The organism is Psychrobacter sp. CX5 (assembly GCF_057621535.2).
Genome location: NZ_CM177735.1, coordinates 2766809 through 2786217, shown reverse-complemented (window position 1 = coordinate 2786217; position 19409 = coordinate 2766809). Strand labels below are relative to the sequence as shown.

5 protein-coding genes, 1 tRNA gene and 1 pseudogene are annotated in these 19409 nt (G+C 39.4%); 4 read left to right on the top strand and 3 right to left on the bottom strand.

The genetic code is table 11. The features are described 5' to 3' along the window. Nucleotides 1-25: 25 nt before the first annotated feature. The 3 genes from recD to AC21OG_RS10755 all read right to left on the bottom strand — a co-directional run bounded on the left by recD (nucleotide 26) and on the right by AC21OG_RS10755 (nucleotide 11649). On the bottom strand, nucleotides 26-2371 hold the full coding sequence (gene recD, locus AC21OG_RS10765) for an exodeoxyribonuclease V subunit alpha (protein WP_487376632.1): 2346 nt from the start codon (nucleotides 2369-2371) through the stop codon (nucleotides 26-28). A 67-nt stretch (nucleotides 2372-2438) separates the two neighbouring features. Next, on the bottom strand, nucleotides 2439-7022 hold the full coding sequence (locus AC21OG_RS10760) for a UvrD-helicase domain-containing protein (RefSeq protein WP_487376630.1): 4584 nt from the start codon (nucleotides 7020-7022) through the stop codon (nucleotides 2439-2441). A gap of 25 nt (nucleotides 7023-7047) precedes the next feature. Further along, nucleotides 7048-11649, bottom strand: a complete 4602-nt coding sequence (locus AC21OG_RS10755; protein WP_487376628.1) for an exodeoxyribonuclease V subunit gamma — start codon at nucleotides 11647-11649, stop codon at nucleotides 7048-7050. A 496-nt stretch (nucleotides 11650-12145) separates the two neighbouring features. On the opposite strand from AC21OG_RS10755, the gene AC21OG_RS10750 reads away from it, so the two are divergent. The 4 genes and pseudogenes from AC21OG_RS10750 to dnaE all read left to right on the top strand — a co-directional run bounded on the left by AC21OG_RS10750 (nucleotide 12146) and on the right by dnaE (nucleotide 19306). Beyond that, nucleotides 12146-12221: transfer RNA gene (locus tag AC21OG_RS10750), tRNA-Arg, on the top strand. 488 nt (nucleotides 12222-12709) lie between these two features. Next, nucleotides 12710-13366: a LysE family translocator gene (locus AC21OG_RS10745; RefSeq protein ID WP_487376626.1), complete on the top strand. Its 657-nt coding sequence runs from the start codon at nucleotides 12710-12712 to the stop codon at nucleotides 13364-13366. Nucleotides 13367-13437: 71 nt separating this feature from the next. After that, a pseudogene (locus AC21OG_RS10740) lies at nucleotides 13438-14573 on the top strand (IS3 family transposase). A gap of 1100 nt (nucleotides 14574-15673) precedes the next feature. After that, on the top strand, nucleotides 15674-19306 hold the full coding sequence (dnaE, locus tag AC21OG_RS10735; protein WP_487376624.1) for a DNA polymerase III subunit alpha: 3633 nt from the start codon (nucleotides 15674-15676) through the stop codon (nucleotides 19304-19306). Nucleotides 19307-19409: the final 103 nt, after the last annotated feature.

Genomic DNA, 19409 nt, shown 5'->3' with positions numbered 1-19409 from the left:
TCTAGCTTAAGAAGCTGCTAGGAAGTTAAAGGTTTGAATTGGAATGTTCAAACTGTAGCGCCAATCCTGTATGGCGCTGAGTCGGGGTTAATATTGCTTTCTCAAACGAAGATGGGGTACTAACAATAGTCACCTGCTGCTTTGCTCTGGTGACGGCAGTATAAATCAACTCTTTACTAAGTAGTCGAGCATGGGCATGATTAAAGGTTATTGCCACATGATCAAACTCAGATCCCTGCGACTTATGAATGGTCATAGCGTAGGCAGTCGCAACCAGATCGTCGTTCAACAAATTGATTGCAATACCTTGGCTTTTATTTTCAAAGAACACTTCTAAGCGACTACCCTCGCCTTTTATTTTTGTCATTAAACAGATACCGATATCACCATTAAATAGGCCTAATTCATAGTTATTTTGAAGAACCATTATCGGCCTACCATGGAACCAACTTCCATTTCCAAGGGGTAGCTTTAAGGTATTCATATGCCACTGAGTCAGATAGTTATTAAGATAATGATCGCCCCACTCCCCATGATGACCCGCTGTTAGTATTCTAAACTTATTAAATTCAGTCATTAACTCATTGATTGTGTTAGTTACTCGAGTTGGCTCGGATTTAGCTATTGGGTTCTTTTGTAGAAATGATATTTTATTTATAAAGTTTTGATAGTGATTTGAAAGTTTGAATAATATTTTTCTTTTGCTTAGGCTATTTATTATAGATAATGGTTTAATCTCATTATCAACATCGGTAACTAAAGTATTCTGCCTATTTTCATTTTCACCTCTTTCATGTTCACTTATTTGATTAATACTTATAAACTCTAACGTTTCCTCATTTATAAGTAACTGCCACACTTTATCAAGATTAGTCTCTCGTTGATTAATTTGATGGGCTAGCAGACCAATACCTGACTCTGTTCCAAATCGCCTACTTTCTATAAGCTCAACATGAAAAGGTTGTAACATAGCGATGCGGCATAGATCAGCAAGTACTGCACCGGCATCCACGGCGGCTAATTGATTGGCATCACCTAGCAAAATGAGGCGTGCTCCCGGTTTAATAGCACTGACTAGATAATTGGCCAGCTCTACCCCTAACATGGAAGCTTCATCGACAATGATAATATCCTCACCCAATGGGTTATCGGCATGGTATCGCGGCTGACCATCACGGCCAATGCCCAAGAGACGATGAATGGTCTTAGCCTCTTGCAACTGTACATCAACCTGCGAATTATCTAAGGCAGCTTGTAAAGACTCTTGCATACGTTGTGCCGCCTTTCCAGTTGGTGCTGCAAGGGCTAAGCTTGCGCTATCTGTACTAAATCTAATACGTGATGACCTAAGATTACTCTCCCCTGCTTCATTTATATCTCCAGCGCTATCAGACTCATGACGCAACTGCGCTTGATGTAATGCAATAACCAACTGAGCGACGGTATACGTTTTTCCAGTGCCCGGTCCTCCCGTTATAATGCTAAATGCGTTTTCATTGGCGGTAGAGACCGCCTGAACTTGTTGTGCATTTAATCTTTCTGGAATGGTGATGTCTAACGGGGTTATTTGCTGTGCTAAAATATTTTGAATAGTATGGGCGAGATTGTATTCTGCTTGCCAGGTACGATGTAGCCATATGGTTAAGACTGAGCTATCTTGTGTTTGGGTGTAATGATAAACAATTGGCTGGTTTGATTTAAATGGTTTGCTTAGGCTATTTTTTAAATTACTTTGGTTGAATAGCGGTGTGAATAGCGGGTGCTGTTGTAGACACTTGTTTAAATCATCTAAGCTTGCAAATATAGATTGAGTCGTGTCTGTTTCGACTATTAAGTGTTGAGTTAAATCAAAGAAGCGCTTCACTAAGTCAAGTCGGTCCGAGAGTTGCGCCTTATCGGCCTTGGATATTACCAACTGCGACCAAAGTTGTGATTTTCTAGTTAACAAAGCATCTATCAGATTAAAAATATCGGACTCAATATGAGCCTTATTCTTCCCTTTTAAAGGTTCGGTATGGTCATCAACTATTCGTTCGAACAATGGCGCAGCTAATATATCTATTATCTGTAATTGCCATCTATAGAGCGTTGTCGGTTGATGTAAGACAATCCCTTCTAGTGGCGGCTCGTCATTATTTTGACGTAATACTAAAACAGTATGCCCTTCCTCCAATTGGTTAGCTAAAACAATAAAAAGAGCTTGGAATAAGGTGTCATTTTGTAATTTAAGACGTCCTTGTTGTTCTGATAATAGGTTGTTAACGCCGGTATAAGCTCTATAGGTTTGTTCACGACGTTGCAGGATATATTCACTAATACTACTCGCCCAGCTCTCTGAAAGTATTTTATTGGTTGTATTCTTTTTAGTCATCTTGTTAATAAACCTTTTTACGTTGCCATGTGTGTCGAAATGTGTAGAGGAACTTTATTTGATAGATTTAATAGCTAGGCTTACCTAATAAAGCGTCTAACGCCTTCACAAACTCTATCGGAATATCCCATGTTACTCGCCCATAACATTCAATTAATGGCTCAGGGTGCTCAGTAACTAGTCCATGGTGTACATTATCACTATCACTACTGTTTATAGTTCCTCTTAAAAAGACATACTCAACAGGTCCTAAATATTTTTTTTCATTGCCTTTATAATCTTTAATACGCAATGATAAAAAACGATGCAAAGCTACTTGATAAATGGCGGCTTGCAACCAGTATCCTGCTTTTGACATGGCTATTTTTAAAGTATTCTCGCTATAATTGCTTAGGCTATTTCCTAAGTAATTACTTTTATAATCGACAACGTAGAACTTGCCAGCATGTTGATACACTAAGTCAATTTCACCTCTTAAGTAACGATACAAGTAGCTACTATTTTGTGAGGTTAACATCACATGTTTATCTGTGTCATCAGGCAAATACTTTTGAAATATATGATTGATATCTTCTGCTTTGAAGCTATCAGATAGCCCCATGTTAAAACCCATCTCTGCAATACGCATATTTTTTTTAATATCAATAAGTGGCTGACCCGAGGCTAATAACGGAGTATTTAAAACCTCTTTAATCCAAGTCAATAAGCCATCATGTTGATTGGTCAAAGCGTCTTGATTCTGAGTGTTGGTCAAACTGTTGTTGTCACTATGGGTACTACTGTAGATTATCGGCAACTGATAGCTCTTAATCGCCCTATCAATAACCGTTGACCAATGAGTGGGATTGCCAAAGTCAATTTTCTCAAATACTTCATGCAAGAAAGTTCCTGCATTGGCTCCTTTAACAAAGGTAAAGCGGATATCGTCTTCTGATTTTGAAGCTAGTAAAGGTTTATAAAGCGTTGAGTGTCCTGTTGAATTCCCAGTTGTGTCTACTACAAGAGCACCATCAGATACTGATTCTGTCACGCTGCTATCTGTCTTTCTCAAGTCTATATTCATCGCATCATCAATACGCTCATCAACGACAGCAACTGCTTGTGTAGACTCATCTAATTGCCTTGATAAGGCAGTAAAACTTGTTTTTGCCCAGCCTTGAAATCTGGTTGTCTTCATGACGTCATTAAAGTCATCGTATTCAATTCGCTCAATTGTATTATGATTAGCGTCATCTTCCACAAAGCGATCTGAATGATTAGCAATATAGTTGGTATAGTAGTCAGATATAGTACTCGCCCGAATAAACCCTATGACATTTTTAAGACGTTCTGGCAGCTCATAACTTGGCTCATTGGTATCAAACCAAAAGAACACAGGTTTACGACTTATATCTCTAGTATCACTGGGATCTTTTAAGACAATATATAACTGCTCACTGGCTCGGGTAAAAGCCACATAGCCCAGTCTTTTGCGTTCATCAAACTCCTCTAAAGTCTCTAAGTCGGTAAAAAAGGTGGCATTCGTTTGCGTGCCTTGAACAACAGAAAACCTTCTCTGATTGTTTAACGGTTCAGGCAAAGTCTCAGTCTTGTTTAATTGCTCATTATTGTATAAATATAGTCCATACTCCTCGCCTTTACCTGACTTTCTACTGGCAGAATCCATACCCAATACATAGACGATAGGAAACTCTAGACCCTTTGACTTATGAATGGTCATCAGTTGCACCCCTGAATCGGTGGGTAGCGGTAGCTGTTTTGCCCATTCACTGCTAGGTGCGTCTTCTAAGTTTTGTCTAAACCACGATAATAACTCATACTCTCCCATATCCAAACCATACTCCGCCAAAATATCCATAATATGACGCAAATCCATAATATGACGGTCACCCTCTGGAAGCTCTGCCAAAGCTTGCCAAACCCCCTGTCGCTGAACTAAATTACTATCAAACAAGTAATGTAAAGCCGATAAGATGCCATATCGTTGCCAACGTTCAGCGCCCTCTTTTAAATAGGCAATAAAGTCTTGATAGCTTTTATTACTTATGCCTTGTGATAAGCTTTGGCATAATCTTTGAGAGTCACTATTTGAACTCAGGCTTATAGTAGCATCACTACCCTCTGCGATACCCGTTTCATCATCCAGCATCATCGATTTTACTTCTTTAATGCTTAACCCATATAGATGACTGGTCAGCACCCGATTGACCATATCATGCTTATAGGGATGCAGCATCGCACTGAGTAATGCGGCCACATCTTCAGCAATGACGGTTTCAAAAATACTGACATCACTGGTGGTCAGGGTAGGTACATTTAGTTTGACCAATTCGTCTTCAACCTGCTTCAGATCTTTCTTGGCTCTCGCTAGCACTCCGATATCACTTGGCTTAATCGCCTTTCCATTAAGACGTTCTCCACTATTTAAGAGTGTGGCGATATGGGAGCTAACAACTTCAAACTCACTAACGGTGGCATCTTTATCATTTGGTATATGAATAACGCTGACAGGGTGATTTGGTAGAATATCATCGTATAAAGTTGTGCGTTCGACTTGAGCTGTTTCTTCAGGGTCAGGATTTAGATCAGAGTTGTTTTGAGAAATGTGATGTAAATTAGACTGACCGTTAGGTCGCATTTGTTCCACTAATTGAGTAGCTAATTTAGCATCCCTATCGAGCCATGACAGCTTAGCATTTTTGTCAGCAGCTTTAATAAATTTATAGTAGATATCCTTCCCTAACTCAGCCAGCTTATTTCTTTTTTCAGCAGATTCGCTTGGTACGCTAAACCAATGATTAAGGCCGTTTATTAAACCTTCATTCGAGCGACGATTGGTATTTAGTGTCCATAAATGCTTATTATCAAACTGACGTTTCATAACGTTGTAATTAGCAACATCACCTCCCCTAAAACCATATATCGCCTGCTTTGGGTCACCCACTAATAATAAAAATTCATTAGTAGATCGCGTGGATTTGTAAGGCTGATCTGAGTTAGACGAGTTTTTCGAATTTTTGGGTAAATAAATATTTTGGATCATCATCGCTTGCTCACCATTAATATCTTGCGACTCATCAATCAGAGCAATAGGATAATGATGACGAATATAACGTGCCAGCTTTTCGCCCTGCTTGCCAGACAGCGCTTGGTTTAAACGTACCATTTGCAAACTAAAGGTCGTCTGACCGCGCTCTTCCAAAATAACGGGCAACCTTTCCCGCACTTTTAAAACTATCTGTCGATTTAGATTGGCCTGTACCATTAAAATATGCTGATTTAAGCTCTCAACCTTATCCACAATGACCATTAACTGACTGATAGTGTTGAGCTCATAAAAAGCTTGGTGTTGCTTTTCTTTATTTTTATTAAACCCCTTTATCTTGCCCTCTTCATTAGGGTATCTCGCGTCTTGCAATGCAGTAATAATCTTATGCTCATTATCATTTAGATGATTAAAAAACATGAGCTGGTACTTGGCTATTTTTTGATGCACATCAACCAAGGCTTCAAACTGTCTAAATAAATTAGAGTTGCCATTAAACCCCTGAGACTTCCTATAATCTGGATTAAGATAAGGCTGAATATCGACAAGATCTCGTTGTGCAAATTGAGTCAGTAGTTGTTCATATTCTGCAAAATCAAACCCTATTTCACAGTTAACCTCATCAATAGGTGCAGAAATAAAGTTAAGCGAGCGGTTCACATACGACTTATGATCTCCTATATCTGTCAGCTTACCTTGCTGCTCCATAATCTTATACAGCTTAGGCTGTTCATGATACAAGCGGCTTTGAAACTGACGCAGCTCATCATGAATAATACTGTCAGTCACTTGCTCAATACTATGATCTTCAATAATGGCCATGCCTTGCTGATGACCTGTCTCACTACTGTATTCATTGAGCCATTTTTGCGCCAAACTATCGAGCGTGCCCACAAACAACTTATCAAGGGTCGTTAATACTAATGCTGTACGTCTAATGGCCTCCGTAATGTGATAACTATGGACATGATCAAGTAAATAACTCACTAAATGCACGTTGACTGGGTCCTGCATGAGACCCTCTATACGGGCAAATTTCGCCTCCTCTACCAACCACTTAGTGCGCGCTTCGTTAGCTTTGGCTTTCTCTTCAGATTTTTGTTGTTTGTCATATGCTAAGTCTTGGTTTAGCTCATTAGCGCCCTTGTCACTAGTACTAATGTCACTACTACCAAGGTCACTTTTTGAACGTTTATTTTTATTTGTGTCTTTATTCGTATTATTGCTGTTTTTAGAACTACTTTTATCACTGTTGTCAGGCGTCACCTGCAAGACTTTAGGATACAAATGCTCTTTATTGCTAGGATTGCCGCTTAAGTTTTGAATCCACTGTAATAGTTGATAGAACTCTACCAATCTATCGTGTATTCGTTGACGCATTTCCGCTGCTGCTGCGCGCGTAAAAGTAGTGGCGATTATTTGTTCTGGAGAACGACGGGCTTCTATTAGTAAACGCAGTACAATACCGGTTAACGTCCACGTTTTACCGGTACCCGCTGACGCCTCAATTAGGTGTTGTCCGGTTAACGCAACTTCTACAGCTGGAATAACCTCTTTTTTTATTAGATCTTCCTTCGAGCTGTTAACCTTTTCGCTTGTTGGCATAGGGAACATCACTTATTTATTAGGTTTAGCTATTTAGACGGTTTAATGAGTCAAAAAGGGGTTGATAAAGGGGATGAGACAATGTGGTTAAAGAATCTATTAAAGCATCAAAAGGCTCTTGATCACGCAATACATATTGCCAAACAGCATGTTGCACACAAGTATCATAGATAGTATCTGAGTGATATCCAGGCGCTAACCACGCTGAGAAGTCGGAACGTCTCGGCCAATAGTTGCTGTCTGATTCACGTTCCTTTTCAACTTTAGCCAAGTATGTTAGCGCGTAGTCAGGTAGCAATGTCATTGGAACTAATCCTGCCAGCTTGGCAAATATCGCCCACTTAATGAGCTCAATTGCAGCGGTTTCGTATACTATTGGCGGTAATTGAAACGCAGTCACGTTTTTATAATAATCCACCTGGGTGTTTGACTTATTAAAACGCCAAATACTTACCCCGTCATTTAAGGCGACTTGCTCTGAAGTGGTATGCCGAGCGACCTGCCAATACAAATGTGATAACCAAAATTTGAGTAAATACTTGGGACTGGCAGAGTTTGGCAATATATTGAGCCAGTATTTTGGTGAAAGCTCTGAGTAAGACTTATTTACATCCTGACCAAAGCTATCTTGCTCAACGCTATTAGCGTTATTAATATCGTCAAGTGGTCTAATAGGAACCTTACCCTTAATCTTAATAATGCGGGGTAAAAGATCGATTAAGTCGGGCATATCCTGAGTCTCAAACAGCTTTCTTATATCAAGCTGCATAGGTATCTCTTTGGTGTGGGTCAATAAAAACTGATGATTCGTTTCGTCTGATAGGTTACCTAACCTCTCTAACTCAATACCGTTATGAGATAACTGCTCTTTAAATTCATCACACTTTTGACTTAAGATCTGCTGTTGATTGTTCAAAGTGGTCTGACGAGACACACCCGCTGGCATGATGTTATCGTATATAAGCGCGTGCTGAAACAGTTCTGGCTCATTAAGGATTTTGTCAAGGCTTTTATCATTGGTACTTTGTTCGCTTATAACTTGATCGCTATTTAAATGTTCACTGAGCTGTTTATTTGATGTCAATGCTAAGTTATTAATTAAGTACTCATTAATCTGATAAGCCGATAAACTGTCCAAAAATAGAGGCTCCTGTTGCGAGATTGCCTCTTGACCCTGAATAATATGAACCTCTTGTGTCCGCAAAAATGCTCTTGCGGGATGGCGAACTTGGTACACTAAAGATCCTTCGATATCTATCTCCTGAATATCAAAGATTTCCTTTAGAAGACTGTCATATAAAACGCTTTCTTTTAAAAAGCTCTTATTAAAATAATCTGGGTTTGATAGTTTAGCATCAGCTACTGTATCAATAGCTGGACTCCCCCCTTGAAGTAATTCGGTTAGTGAATTAATTACTTGATTATCGAGACTACCAAGCTTCCCTAACCCCTCGCCAAGTAGTATTGCTATAGATTGGTAATGCTTTTTAGTCGGTAGCGTTACTCTTAACGTTTGCTGGCGCGATCCACGCTCTGACAAAGTATCAAATACAGCTTGCCACAAAGGTGCAGGTGGAAACTGACGCTGCTGAGCTAACTTAGTTTTGCTCATCGCGTCATTTAACATCTCGTCTAATTCATCTGCTGAATTATAAGCTTCGTCGTATATAGTCACGTCCGCTGTATTGGAATTAGATTGAGATTGCTGAATTACTTTATTTTGATCGCTCGTGGTCTCTACTTCAAACAGGCTCTTATGAAATGGCAAAGCAGGATGTTCTGTCACTAACCACTGCTTAATTAATTTTGGTAAGTAACGTTGTAAATTTTCAGTTTCAGGGTCAATATCATTCGGCAGCGTATCTAGTGAATTAACATGCCACTGAACCTCACCTTGCAAAAACTGTAGTAACTCACTAACGGGGTTGGCCGGTAGATGCTCATGGATGTCAGTTAGACTTTGTCCGTTATAAAATATCCAACAGGCACTACGCGCACACAATAATGCGTCCAGAAAAGCACCATTGTCATCATCTTCACTCACCCTATCGCCCCTTCGTGACAAGGTAGCTTTCATCAAATCATAACGATTATCACGATCTCGATCTGGAAACTCTGACAGATTCATATTTAACATGACCACCAGATCAAATGGCACATTTCTTAAAGCCCCAAAGCGGCCAAAGGTGATTACGCCAGTTGGTTCAGCACTGACCTGTTGGCTTTCAAGTTCATCTTCTATACTATCCAGCATAAAGCTTAGCTTAAGTGGCAGCTTCTCCACACCTGCCAGCGTCTGCTCAACCTCAAGATTTGAGCTTTCGGCATTAGAATATTGTTTATAGTGACGATTGGCACGTAAGCTTGATTTAAAGCCATTCATCGCGTTATAAATGGCACGCATACTGCGGCTTTGATCCACGTCGCTAAAGTAGCGATGTATCACATTTTCCTCAATTTCACTTAACCATTCTTCTGCCTTTTTAGGATGTTTATAGTCATTGCGATGTTCATGCAATCCACTATAGATACGGCACAGTACCTCGATAATCGGCGCATCATTTAAGCTTACCTTTGCCAATGGCAAGCTCATTTCTGGTAATGCGCTCTTTGGCCATTCATCCTTCTCTAAAGGATAAAGACAATCACTTAATTCGGCCTCTGGCATCACCAAACCTAAAGCCAATTTATCCAATGCTTGAGCAAAGCTAAACCGATAATCATAGTCATTGCTATCTAACGTTTGCTGCAAATGCGCCTCATCAAACCCACGTATAAATCCTGCCTCTAATAACAAGTCACAGCCACGACTCATTTGTTCATGGGTCAACCCAAAGCTTTCATACAAAGGTGGTAACATCAACCAATCTAAAACCTCTGACGCCTCAAAGCGTGCACTATCACTACCCAAAAGCTTATAGAAGCCTGTGATTGCTTCCCATAATTGACGAATCTCTGAATCAACAACACCGGTTACTTTCGCAGGCAAGATCAAGCCGTCTTGCCCTCTACCATTGACAAATATAGAGCTAATTAAAGCATGATGACGCTCAACATCTGGCAATAACACCACAATGTCCGAAATATGACGTTTCTTTTCGCCATCGCTCATGGGTTCATTCAGCCAGCGTCCAATCATAATGCGTAATACTTCGAGTTGACGCTGTAAACTATGACAAGAATGAATGCTTAGGCTATTATCCCGCGAAGATATTTCCCAATGTCGCACTTTGTCATAGCGCTTATTTTCAAGTATCTCATCGGCGTAATAATCTACTTCAGGCTCAAGGCTAAGCTCAATCTGTTCACTGATTTCTTTAGAAACTTGAGCTGCTGTAGCCTGTTGAGTTGCCGTTTCATCAAGCATTAGGACATCGTTTTGTAGCTTTCGAAGCAAGCTTGGCCTCTCATTAGAAAGTTTAGATTCTTTATGCTGTGAGGTATTCGCCTGTGATGAGTTGTGTTTGATCTCATACGAATCGTTATCGTCAAAGTCATCCTTAAAGTTGTCTTTAAAGTTGTCCTGCCACACCACCCGTGCCTTATGATAATCATCGTTTCCCGATAAGTTCGCTAACATGGCAAAAGTATCACGAGACTGCTTACCCAGCCTTGATAGCAAGCTATGACCATAATCACGTAAAAAAACACTTTCAGGATTAATGATTTGTTGACGCTGTAACCAGGACTTATCGACAATATCCGCCCAAAAAAGCTTTGAGGGGTTATAGTGTAATAAAGTTATGTCCATATACTGAGACAAGCGCTTTAGGAAATCGAGCTCAGTTTGTGGTAACTGCTGAATAGTAAATATCCGCAGGACCTTAGGTAGCTTATTGATCTCGCCAGCCTTATTATCCTCTAACGCTTTCCAAAACTCAGCCTCAAGGTCCACACGGTATAAATGAACATCTGCAAACAAATGTACCCATAAATATCGTTGTGCTGCCTCAAGCTCTATATAGTGATCCATCAACCAATCCGGAGTGCCACGAGAATACTTGTCAAACCGCTCAGATAGTCTGTCTTTCTCTATAATTAATTGCTCAACATTAAGTGGTTTATTTTTCGACCATAGCGTTAACCAGTCCTCACGATGTGTAAGATATCGATTAAACACCCGAGCTAAATCATTCGCCAACTGCCAAAGTCTCGCATCTCGTTGTGCCGCATCCTGATGTTTGTTATCAGAATCATCATCTTCAGACGGCGCACTTATTAAAGAGGACAGTAGTGGATATAAAGGGTGGTTGTCCTCTTTAAGTATGGCGTCTTGATAATAAGTAAGATAGCCAAACAGACGCCACTGCATCACCGTAGGGGATAAAACAGCGACTTCAGGAACGTTTAAGGTCTTAGCATTAGGATCATTTTGTAATAAATACTGATTGTGATGGCTTAATACATCCTGCATTAAAGTCCACTGATACTGTCCCCAAAACTTAGTCATTACCAGTGTGCTTATGCCTGCCCGACTTGCAATGACTTTATCCAGCCAATCACCTAATACCATTGATGGCACGATGACCACAAATGGATCGAAAATAGCTTGTTGCTCTGATTGATAGTCATTGAGCAACTCTTCAACAAGATTTTCGGTACGATGAGATTGGATGATTTTGAACATAGAGGGTTTATCTTCTAATAAATTCGACTGTTTATTTGCACAAAATTTAGGCACATCCTAAGAATTGGTTTTATGACATAATCATAACCGATTAAGAAGATAAAAAAAGGTATATAACACTTAAGACGACTTAATCTGTCGTTTATAGCGATATTTACTGGATAAAGTGATGTAAAATTAAATAATGTGAATTAAGTAGTTTTACTCTATTTGATTTCAATAAAAGGTCTTTAAAGTCTATGGCTTAAAATGTACGTGTCATGGGCGTGTAATCGAATAGCATCTTAAGTGTCACATTAACGTTATAACTGTATGTGTCACATCATTGGTGAAATGAGTCACTCATTTATGATAAAATCGTGAGCTTGTTACCGTTATCTGAATTGCTATCTTAGTATAGCCAAATGCTCACTTAATGATGTAGAAGAGAAAAGCTTAACCCAAGGTTTAACCTTTAACTATTAGAATGATAACATTGTATAAAATGATTTATTTAGTGCCTATAGCTCAACAGGACAGAGCAATCGCCTCCTAAGCGATCGATCGGGGTTCGAGTCCCTGTGGGCACACCAATCAATGTACTTTGGAATAACCTGGCATTACCTTTACTGTGTTAAACCATTTATACTAATCACTTTAAGTCTTTCTTGATTTACTGTCATTACCCTCTATCACCTGAAGATTGTTGTTGAAATGGTATGCAACATCATTTTGGCGCACTCATGTAAATACGACATGCTAATTTATGCTTTTAGATCATAATTTAGAGACACTTAACTTTTAACTGTTGGTTGGCGCACTGATATTGATGATATTCAATCACAATGTGCCATAGAAAGATTAGGTGCTATAAAGATGGCATAATGCGAGGTGATAGAGTACGTCGCAATGGGGTTATCTCAAACTCTATGTTGTGTTGTATAGTATATCTAAAGATGAATGATCAGAAAATAAAGCCAAATTATTAGAAAAGCTATCGAGGTACTTTTAGATAAAACTTTTTAACTAATAAATTCTAAAAAACTCGTTTAATAAATATCACTGACTAAGGAAAGCTAGAATGGATTTGAATAGTTACCTAATATTTGTCTCAATAGCGTTTCTATATATAGTATCGCCTGGACCAGCAGTTTTTATTTCAATAAATTACGGTGCTACTCAAGGTATTAAAAAGACCCTATGTCTTATATTAGGTAATTCTACAGGTTTAGCTATATTAGCCACTATATCAGCTTTAGGAATTGGTATATTAATAACAAGTTCATATGCCTTATTAAGTATAGTTAAGATATTAGGTGCTATAGTATTATTCTATATGGGTATTAAAATTCTTTACTCTACTTTCAAAAGTGGGGTTGCAATCAATTTAGACAAAGGTATTGAAAAGACAAACTTAAATAAAAATATGCTTTCTTTATATCGAGAGGGTTTACTACTTTCCTTAACTAACCCTAAAGCACTGATATTCTTCAGTGCAATTTTTCCTCAATTTTTAGATAGTAATGAAAATAGTTTCATGAACATGATGATTTTAGGCGTTACGTTTGTATCTATATCCTTTACTTGTCTGAGTTGCTACTCTATTTTCGGCAAGTTTATTTTGTCTAAAGTTTTGAATAACAAAGGTTTGAAGATATTGAATACGATAACCGGTTTATTATTTGTAGGAATGTCAGGTACTTTAGTTTTTAGTGATCTAAAGTTGAAGCATAAATAATGTAACTGTCCTCTAAAATAACACAGCTCAATCGTAGAATTTCTTATAAATTACCCATAAGGAGTTTTGATATGAGCAAACAAATGACTGAGACCCAAATAGTATCGATATTAAAAGAAGCTGATGCAGGGATACCTGCAAAAGAGCTGTGCCGTAAATACGGGATTGCTAGCTCGACTTTTATAATGAGGAACGTTAAAAAACAGTCTGGGAGACTGTTTTAGTGACGCAAGGCGAGCGGTAGCGAAGTTAAAGCTAAGTATGGTGGCATGGAAGCGTCTGACGTTAAACGCTTAAAAGAGCTTGAAGAAGAAAATCGCAGACTTAAGCAGATGTATGCTGACCTAAGCTTAAAGGCACAAATGCAGGAAGAGATTATAAAAAAGCTATAGCGCCTGTCCACGAACGCAAAGTCTTGGTGCAGGAATTACAGGCGCAGCATGGGGTTAGTATATCAGTTAGCTGTCAGGCAGTCTGTATCAGTCGGACAGCATACTACTATCAGCCTAAGCTGTCTGATGATAGTGAGATTATTAATGTTTTAAATGAGCTCACTGACAAACTTAACCGTTGGGGTTTCCCAAAATGCTTTAAACGCATACGCAAGCTTGGTTATTCATGGAATCACAAACGCGTACACCGTGTCTATACGGCTTTGAGATTAAACCTACGTCGTAAGTCTAAAAGACGTCTACCAGCACGCAACCCTCAGCCGCTAATTGTAGCAAATGCAATGGGCCATACGTGGTCAATGGATTTCATGAGTGACAAGCTTCATAACAACATTCGCTTTCGAACCTTTAACGTGATTGATGATTATAACCGTGAAGTATTAGGCATTGATATTGGCACCAGTATGCCATCTTTAAGAGTGATCCGGTATCTTGATCAGTTAGCCCAGTGGCATGGCTATCCTAAGAAAATCCGTGTGGATAATGGTAGTGAGTTCACTTCTAGCACATTTACTGATTGGGCAGCGGCTCATGATATCTTTATTGACTATATTGAGCCTGGCTGTCCTTATTAAAATGCATATATTGAAAGGTTTAATCGCAGTTATCGTAATGAGGTTTTAGATTGTTACTTATTTAATAACTTAAATGAGGTCAGTCAACTGACTGAAGATTGGATCAAGGTTTATAACACCCAAAGACCTCATGATTTGCTTAATGATATGACACCTGCTGAGTATAGACAGGTGGCTTAATTATTCTACGATGATGTTGTGTTAAGAATGGGGTATTTACAGTATTATATAAGATATATAATAAATCCATGTTTTACCTAAGGTCTACTATTATGACTACGTTAGTAAACAAAGTAGTGATTGATGAGTGACGAAAAACCAAAGAATAACTAAGGCTATTTTTGATATTGACAACCTAAAACCTAACCCTGCCACACAACATATAATTTATGACTACATAAATCGTAAGATTACCACAATCGATGACGCTATTAAGTAACTAGATGAACATTATTAGGTCGTTAGATGAGATCTTCTATTGTTTATTCCATGGATGCTCATAATTTAGACAATCTTAATTATTTGCATAATGAAGTGTTAAGAATAGAAATTAATATCGCTTTACTTCTCATTTAAACAGCGTCTAGAAAGACTATAGCAACCTGAGACTTGACGAAATATGTTATCTATGTGTTTTATAAGAAATTCAATTAGTCTGAATTATCTTAATGATTTTTATGGGTATCACAATATATAGTCTGCGCAAAATGAAGTATGGTCAATTTTGACTCAGTGGGCTTGGATTCAATATCAACGAAGAATTCAACGTATTCGAATCTAGTTATTGTTTTAATTGACTTGGGAGATACTGTGTTTTCAAGCTATAACCTGATGAATGATGTTAATTCTGTTGTTAAAGAATATTGATATAAATTTGAAACCCTTATTCTACAATGGCATTATACTATTGATTATCTAACTGTGGGCACAACATTTTCATTAATTAAACCTATCCCATCTTCTAAATAAGTACCTGATTAAAACCTCTAAATCGATCTTATTTGTATAAAACCCGGACTGCCCCTCACTAACTAGCTATGGCTGAAAAATGATAAAAATGCTATAGTTCTATTCCTACTTATTTATGACCACTTCTTGGTAAATATTCTATAATCTGGTCCCCTATTAAACTATCTAATACATTGAAATATATAAATTTTATAACTCGATAAGATTTAGCGCAATCTGATCTGCTATAACTAAGCTATCTTATTTTCAATGTCATGAATACAATAATATAGACAAACATTTAAACAATTATTAAGACAATCAGGTCGCATATGGCGTTTGTACATCTCGGAATTCACAGTGAGTTTTCAATCACTGACTCAATTATTCGCATTAAACCCTTGGTCAAAGCGGCGGCTGCTGATGGACAGACAGCGTTGGCACTCACAGACTCATCAAACTTGTATGCGACGGTCAAGTTTTATCGTGCTTGCTTAGATGCGGGTATCAAGCCAATCATTGGTACTGAAGTTGTTCTGGATGACGAATCGACGCACTTGACTTTATTGGCAATGAATAATGAAGGCTATCAAAGTATTACCCGCATTGTGTCCCTAGGGTTTACTGAAGGGCGGATGAATCCTGAAAATAGAGGCGTGCCGATCATTAATAAAGAACACCTATTTGCTAATCCTGAAGGTGTCATTATTTTATTTACCGAAAGATCAGATGTTGGACAGGCCCTTTTGGGTTCAAACCCTGAGCGTGGGCATCAACTCATCAGCGATTATCAATCGGTGTTTGCCGATAGACTGTACTTTGCGATAAAGCGTACACAACGCATCAATGAAGATACGTATATTGAACAGGCAATTAATGCAGGTAGTCGTCATGGCATCCCTATTGTTGCCCACAATGATGTGCGCTTTTTGAATGAAGAAGATTTTGATGCCCATGAAGCACGTGTGTGTATTGCCTCTTCTCATGTATTGGCAGACCCCAATCGACCTCATGATTACTCTAGTGAGCAATACCTAAAGACTCAAGAGCAAATGACGCAGTTATTCTCTGATATCCCCCAAGTCATCGATAATACTGTTATTTTGGCGCAGCGCTGTAATGTCACTTTGACACTAGGCATCAACGTCTTACCCGAGTTTCCTATTCCTGAGGGAGAAACCATTGAGTCGTTCTTCCGTGCAGAATCCCAACGTGGACTTGATGCAAGGCTTAATAAACTATATCCGGTCGACCAGCGAGATGACAGCTGGCCCGATATAAGAAAGCCTTATGATGAGCGCCTAGAACATGAGCTTAGTATTATTCTTGAGATGGGGTTCCCGGGTTATTTCTTAATCGTGATGGACTTTATCCGCTGGGCCAAGGCCAATGGAGTGCCTGTTGGTCCTGGACGTGGCTCTGGAGCAGGGTCTCTTGTCGCTTATGCGCTTAATATTACTGATCTTGATCCCTTGCACTACGACTTGCTTTTTGAGCGCTTTTTGAATCCTGAGCGGGTTTCCATGCCAGATTTTGATATTGACTTTTGTATCGAAGGTCGAGACCGAGTCATCGAGTATGTGGCAAGTCAATATGGACGTGAAGCGGTTTCGCAGATTATTACGTTTGGTACGATGGCCGCCAAAGCTGTGGTTCGTGATGTGGCACGGGTACAAAGTAAGTCGTATGGACTTGCCGATAAAATATCCAAACTTATTCCAAAAACACCTGGTATTTCATTACAAGATGCCCTGCTTGAAGAGCCTCAATTAAAAGACTTACTGTCCAATCCTGATAATATGGACTATGAAGATGCCAATGAAATATGGGAGATGGCGATTAAGCTTGAGGGCATTACTCGTAATGTGGGTAAGCATGCAGGTGGCGTTTTAATTGCTCCCAATAAAATTACTGACTTCTGTGCTATATACTGTGATGATGAAGGTCATAGGGTCAGCCAGTTTGATAAAGATGACGTTGAGTCTGTGGGTTTAGTGAAATTTGACTTTTTGGGGCTACGCAACTTAACGGTTATTAATGCTGCTGTAAAGAATATCAATGAGCGCCGTGCTCGTGAGTCAAAACCACCAATAGAGCTTGAAGATCTGCCTCTTGATGACCCTAATGCCTATACTCTATTGCAAGAGGCTAAGACGACCGCCGTTTTCCAATTAGAAAGCTCAGGCATGAAGAAATATCTGACTAAGCTTAAGCCGACTAACATTGAAGACGTTATTGCAATGTGTGCGTTATACCGACCTGGTCCATTAGATGCTGGCATGGTCGAGATGTACATTGACCGTAAGCATGGACGGGAAGAGGTTGTTTACGACCATCCTAATCTTGAGCCTATCTTAGAGAACACTAACGGCGTTATTGTCTACCAAGAGCAAGTCATGCAGATCTCACAGGTTATGGCAGGCTATAGTCTTGGTGGTGCCGATATGCTACGCCGTGCGATGGGTAAGAAAAAACCAGAAGAGATGGCCAAACAGCGTAACATTTTTGTCTCTGGCGCCACGGATCAAGGTATCGACCCTGTGGTATCAGGTGGCGTGTTTGATCTGATGGAGAAGTTTGCGGGTTATGGCTTTAATAAGTCACATTCAGCCGCTTATGGGGTTCTTGCTTATCAAACTGCGTACTTAAAGCACTACTATCCTGCTGAGTTTATGGCAGCGGTACTCACTTCAGATATGAACAACACTGACAACGTGGTGTTCTTTATTAATGACTGCCGAGAGAATTTTAATTTAACCGTCGACAATCCTTCAGTTAACCGTAGTGAATGGCATTTTGTGGCCGATACTCCTACCAACATCATTTACGGACTAGGGGCTATAAAAGGGGTCGGTGAAGGCGCGGTAGAATCGATTGTTCAAGCCCGTCAATCAGGAGGCAAATTCTCAGATCTTTATGATTTTTGTCGACGGGTAGATATCAAAAAGGTCAATAAACGCACCTTAGAGGCTTTAATAAAATCAGGCTGTTTTGATGACTTTGCCATGACACTGCGCCCTGATCTAGAGGCCGATCAGCGTCATCAAATCCGAGGTGCATTGATGGCTCAATTACCGAGCGCAGTTCAGGCAGCAGAACAGGAGCGTCAAAACAATGAGCTCGGTATGATGGATCTGTTTAGCGAAGTTGATAATGCGACCACTGCACCTCCTTTGCCAACAGACCATGATCTCATTTGGGGTGATAAGCATCGACTTAAAGCTGAAAAGGACACGTTAGGTCTTTACCTCACTGGGCATCCGATTGACCAATATCGTAAAGAAGTGGCGGTTTATACAGCGAATGCGCGTTTAGATGATCTGTCTGATACAGGTTATAATGGTAGTACTTTATTTGCAGGGCTAATCATTGACATTGCAAACTTTGGCAATCGCTGCGTCATTATGTTGGATGATGGTACCGCACGTCTTGAGGTTAGCTGCTATGCTGAACGCTTCAACCGTATCAAAGATAAACTAAAAGTAGATGAGGTGATTGTCATAAAAGGAGGCGTACGCGACCGAGATGGTCGTATGTTTGCCAGACTCGACAATGCCTATACCCTTCTTGAGTGTCGTCAGCGCTGGATCAAGAAAATTAGTATCAAAATCCAATCTGAAGATACTCAACTATTAGATGCTCTACTTCCTTTATTAAAACCAGCTCAGTTAGATAATATACCTACTATTAGCGCCCCCGTAATAGAAGACAGTAACGACGATAGTAGTCGTATGGAGGGTGGTATGGACGCGTACTATAATAGCAATGAATATGACATGGCTTCCAATCCAGTAACTGCTTTAGACAATGATGGCTGTATACCCATAGCGTTAAATGTATATACGCCGTTTGCTATTGCCAGCGTCAGTCTTAATGATGACTGGCGACTGTACCCGACTGATGATAATTTAATGAAGCTGAGTAGTATGATTGATACTGATAATCTTTATTTTCATTATTCATAAGGACTTATCTTTTATATTAAAAATGGCATTCATCACAAAGGGCACTTAATATGACCGTATAATCACCGATACAAATCTCTATACGTATAACTCATTATCATAT

What these genes read in the sequence shown, in the direction of transcription:
- recD (WP_487376632.1), bottom strand. Translation starts at nt 2,371, where the DNA reads ATGACTAAAAAGAATACAACCAATAAAATACTTTCAGAGAGCTGGGCG.
- AC21OG_RS10760 (WP_487376630.1), bottom strand. Translation starts at nt 7,022, where the DNA reads ATGCCAACAAGCGAAAAGGTTAACAGCTCGAAGGAAGATCTAATAAAA.
- AC21OG_RS10755 (WP_487376628.1), bottom strand. Translation starts at nt 11,649, where the DNA reads ATGTTCAAAATCATCCAATCTCATCGTACCGAAAATCTTGTTGAAGAG.
- AC21OG_RS10745 (WP_487376626.1), top strand. Translation starts at nt 12,710, where the DNA reads ATGGATTTGAATAGTTACCTAATATTTGTCTCAATAGCGTTTCTATAT.
- dnaE (WP_487376624.1), top strand. Translation starts at nt 15,674, where the DNA reads ATGGCGTTTGTACATCTCGGAATTCACAGTGAGTTTTCAATCACTGAC.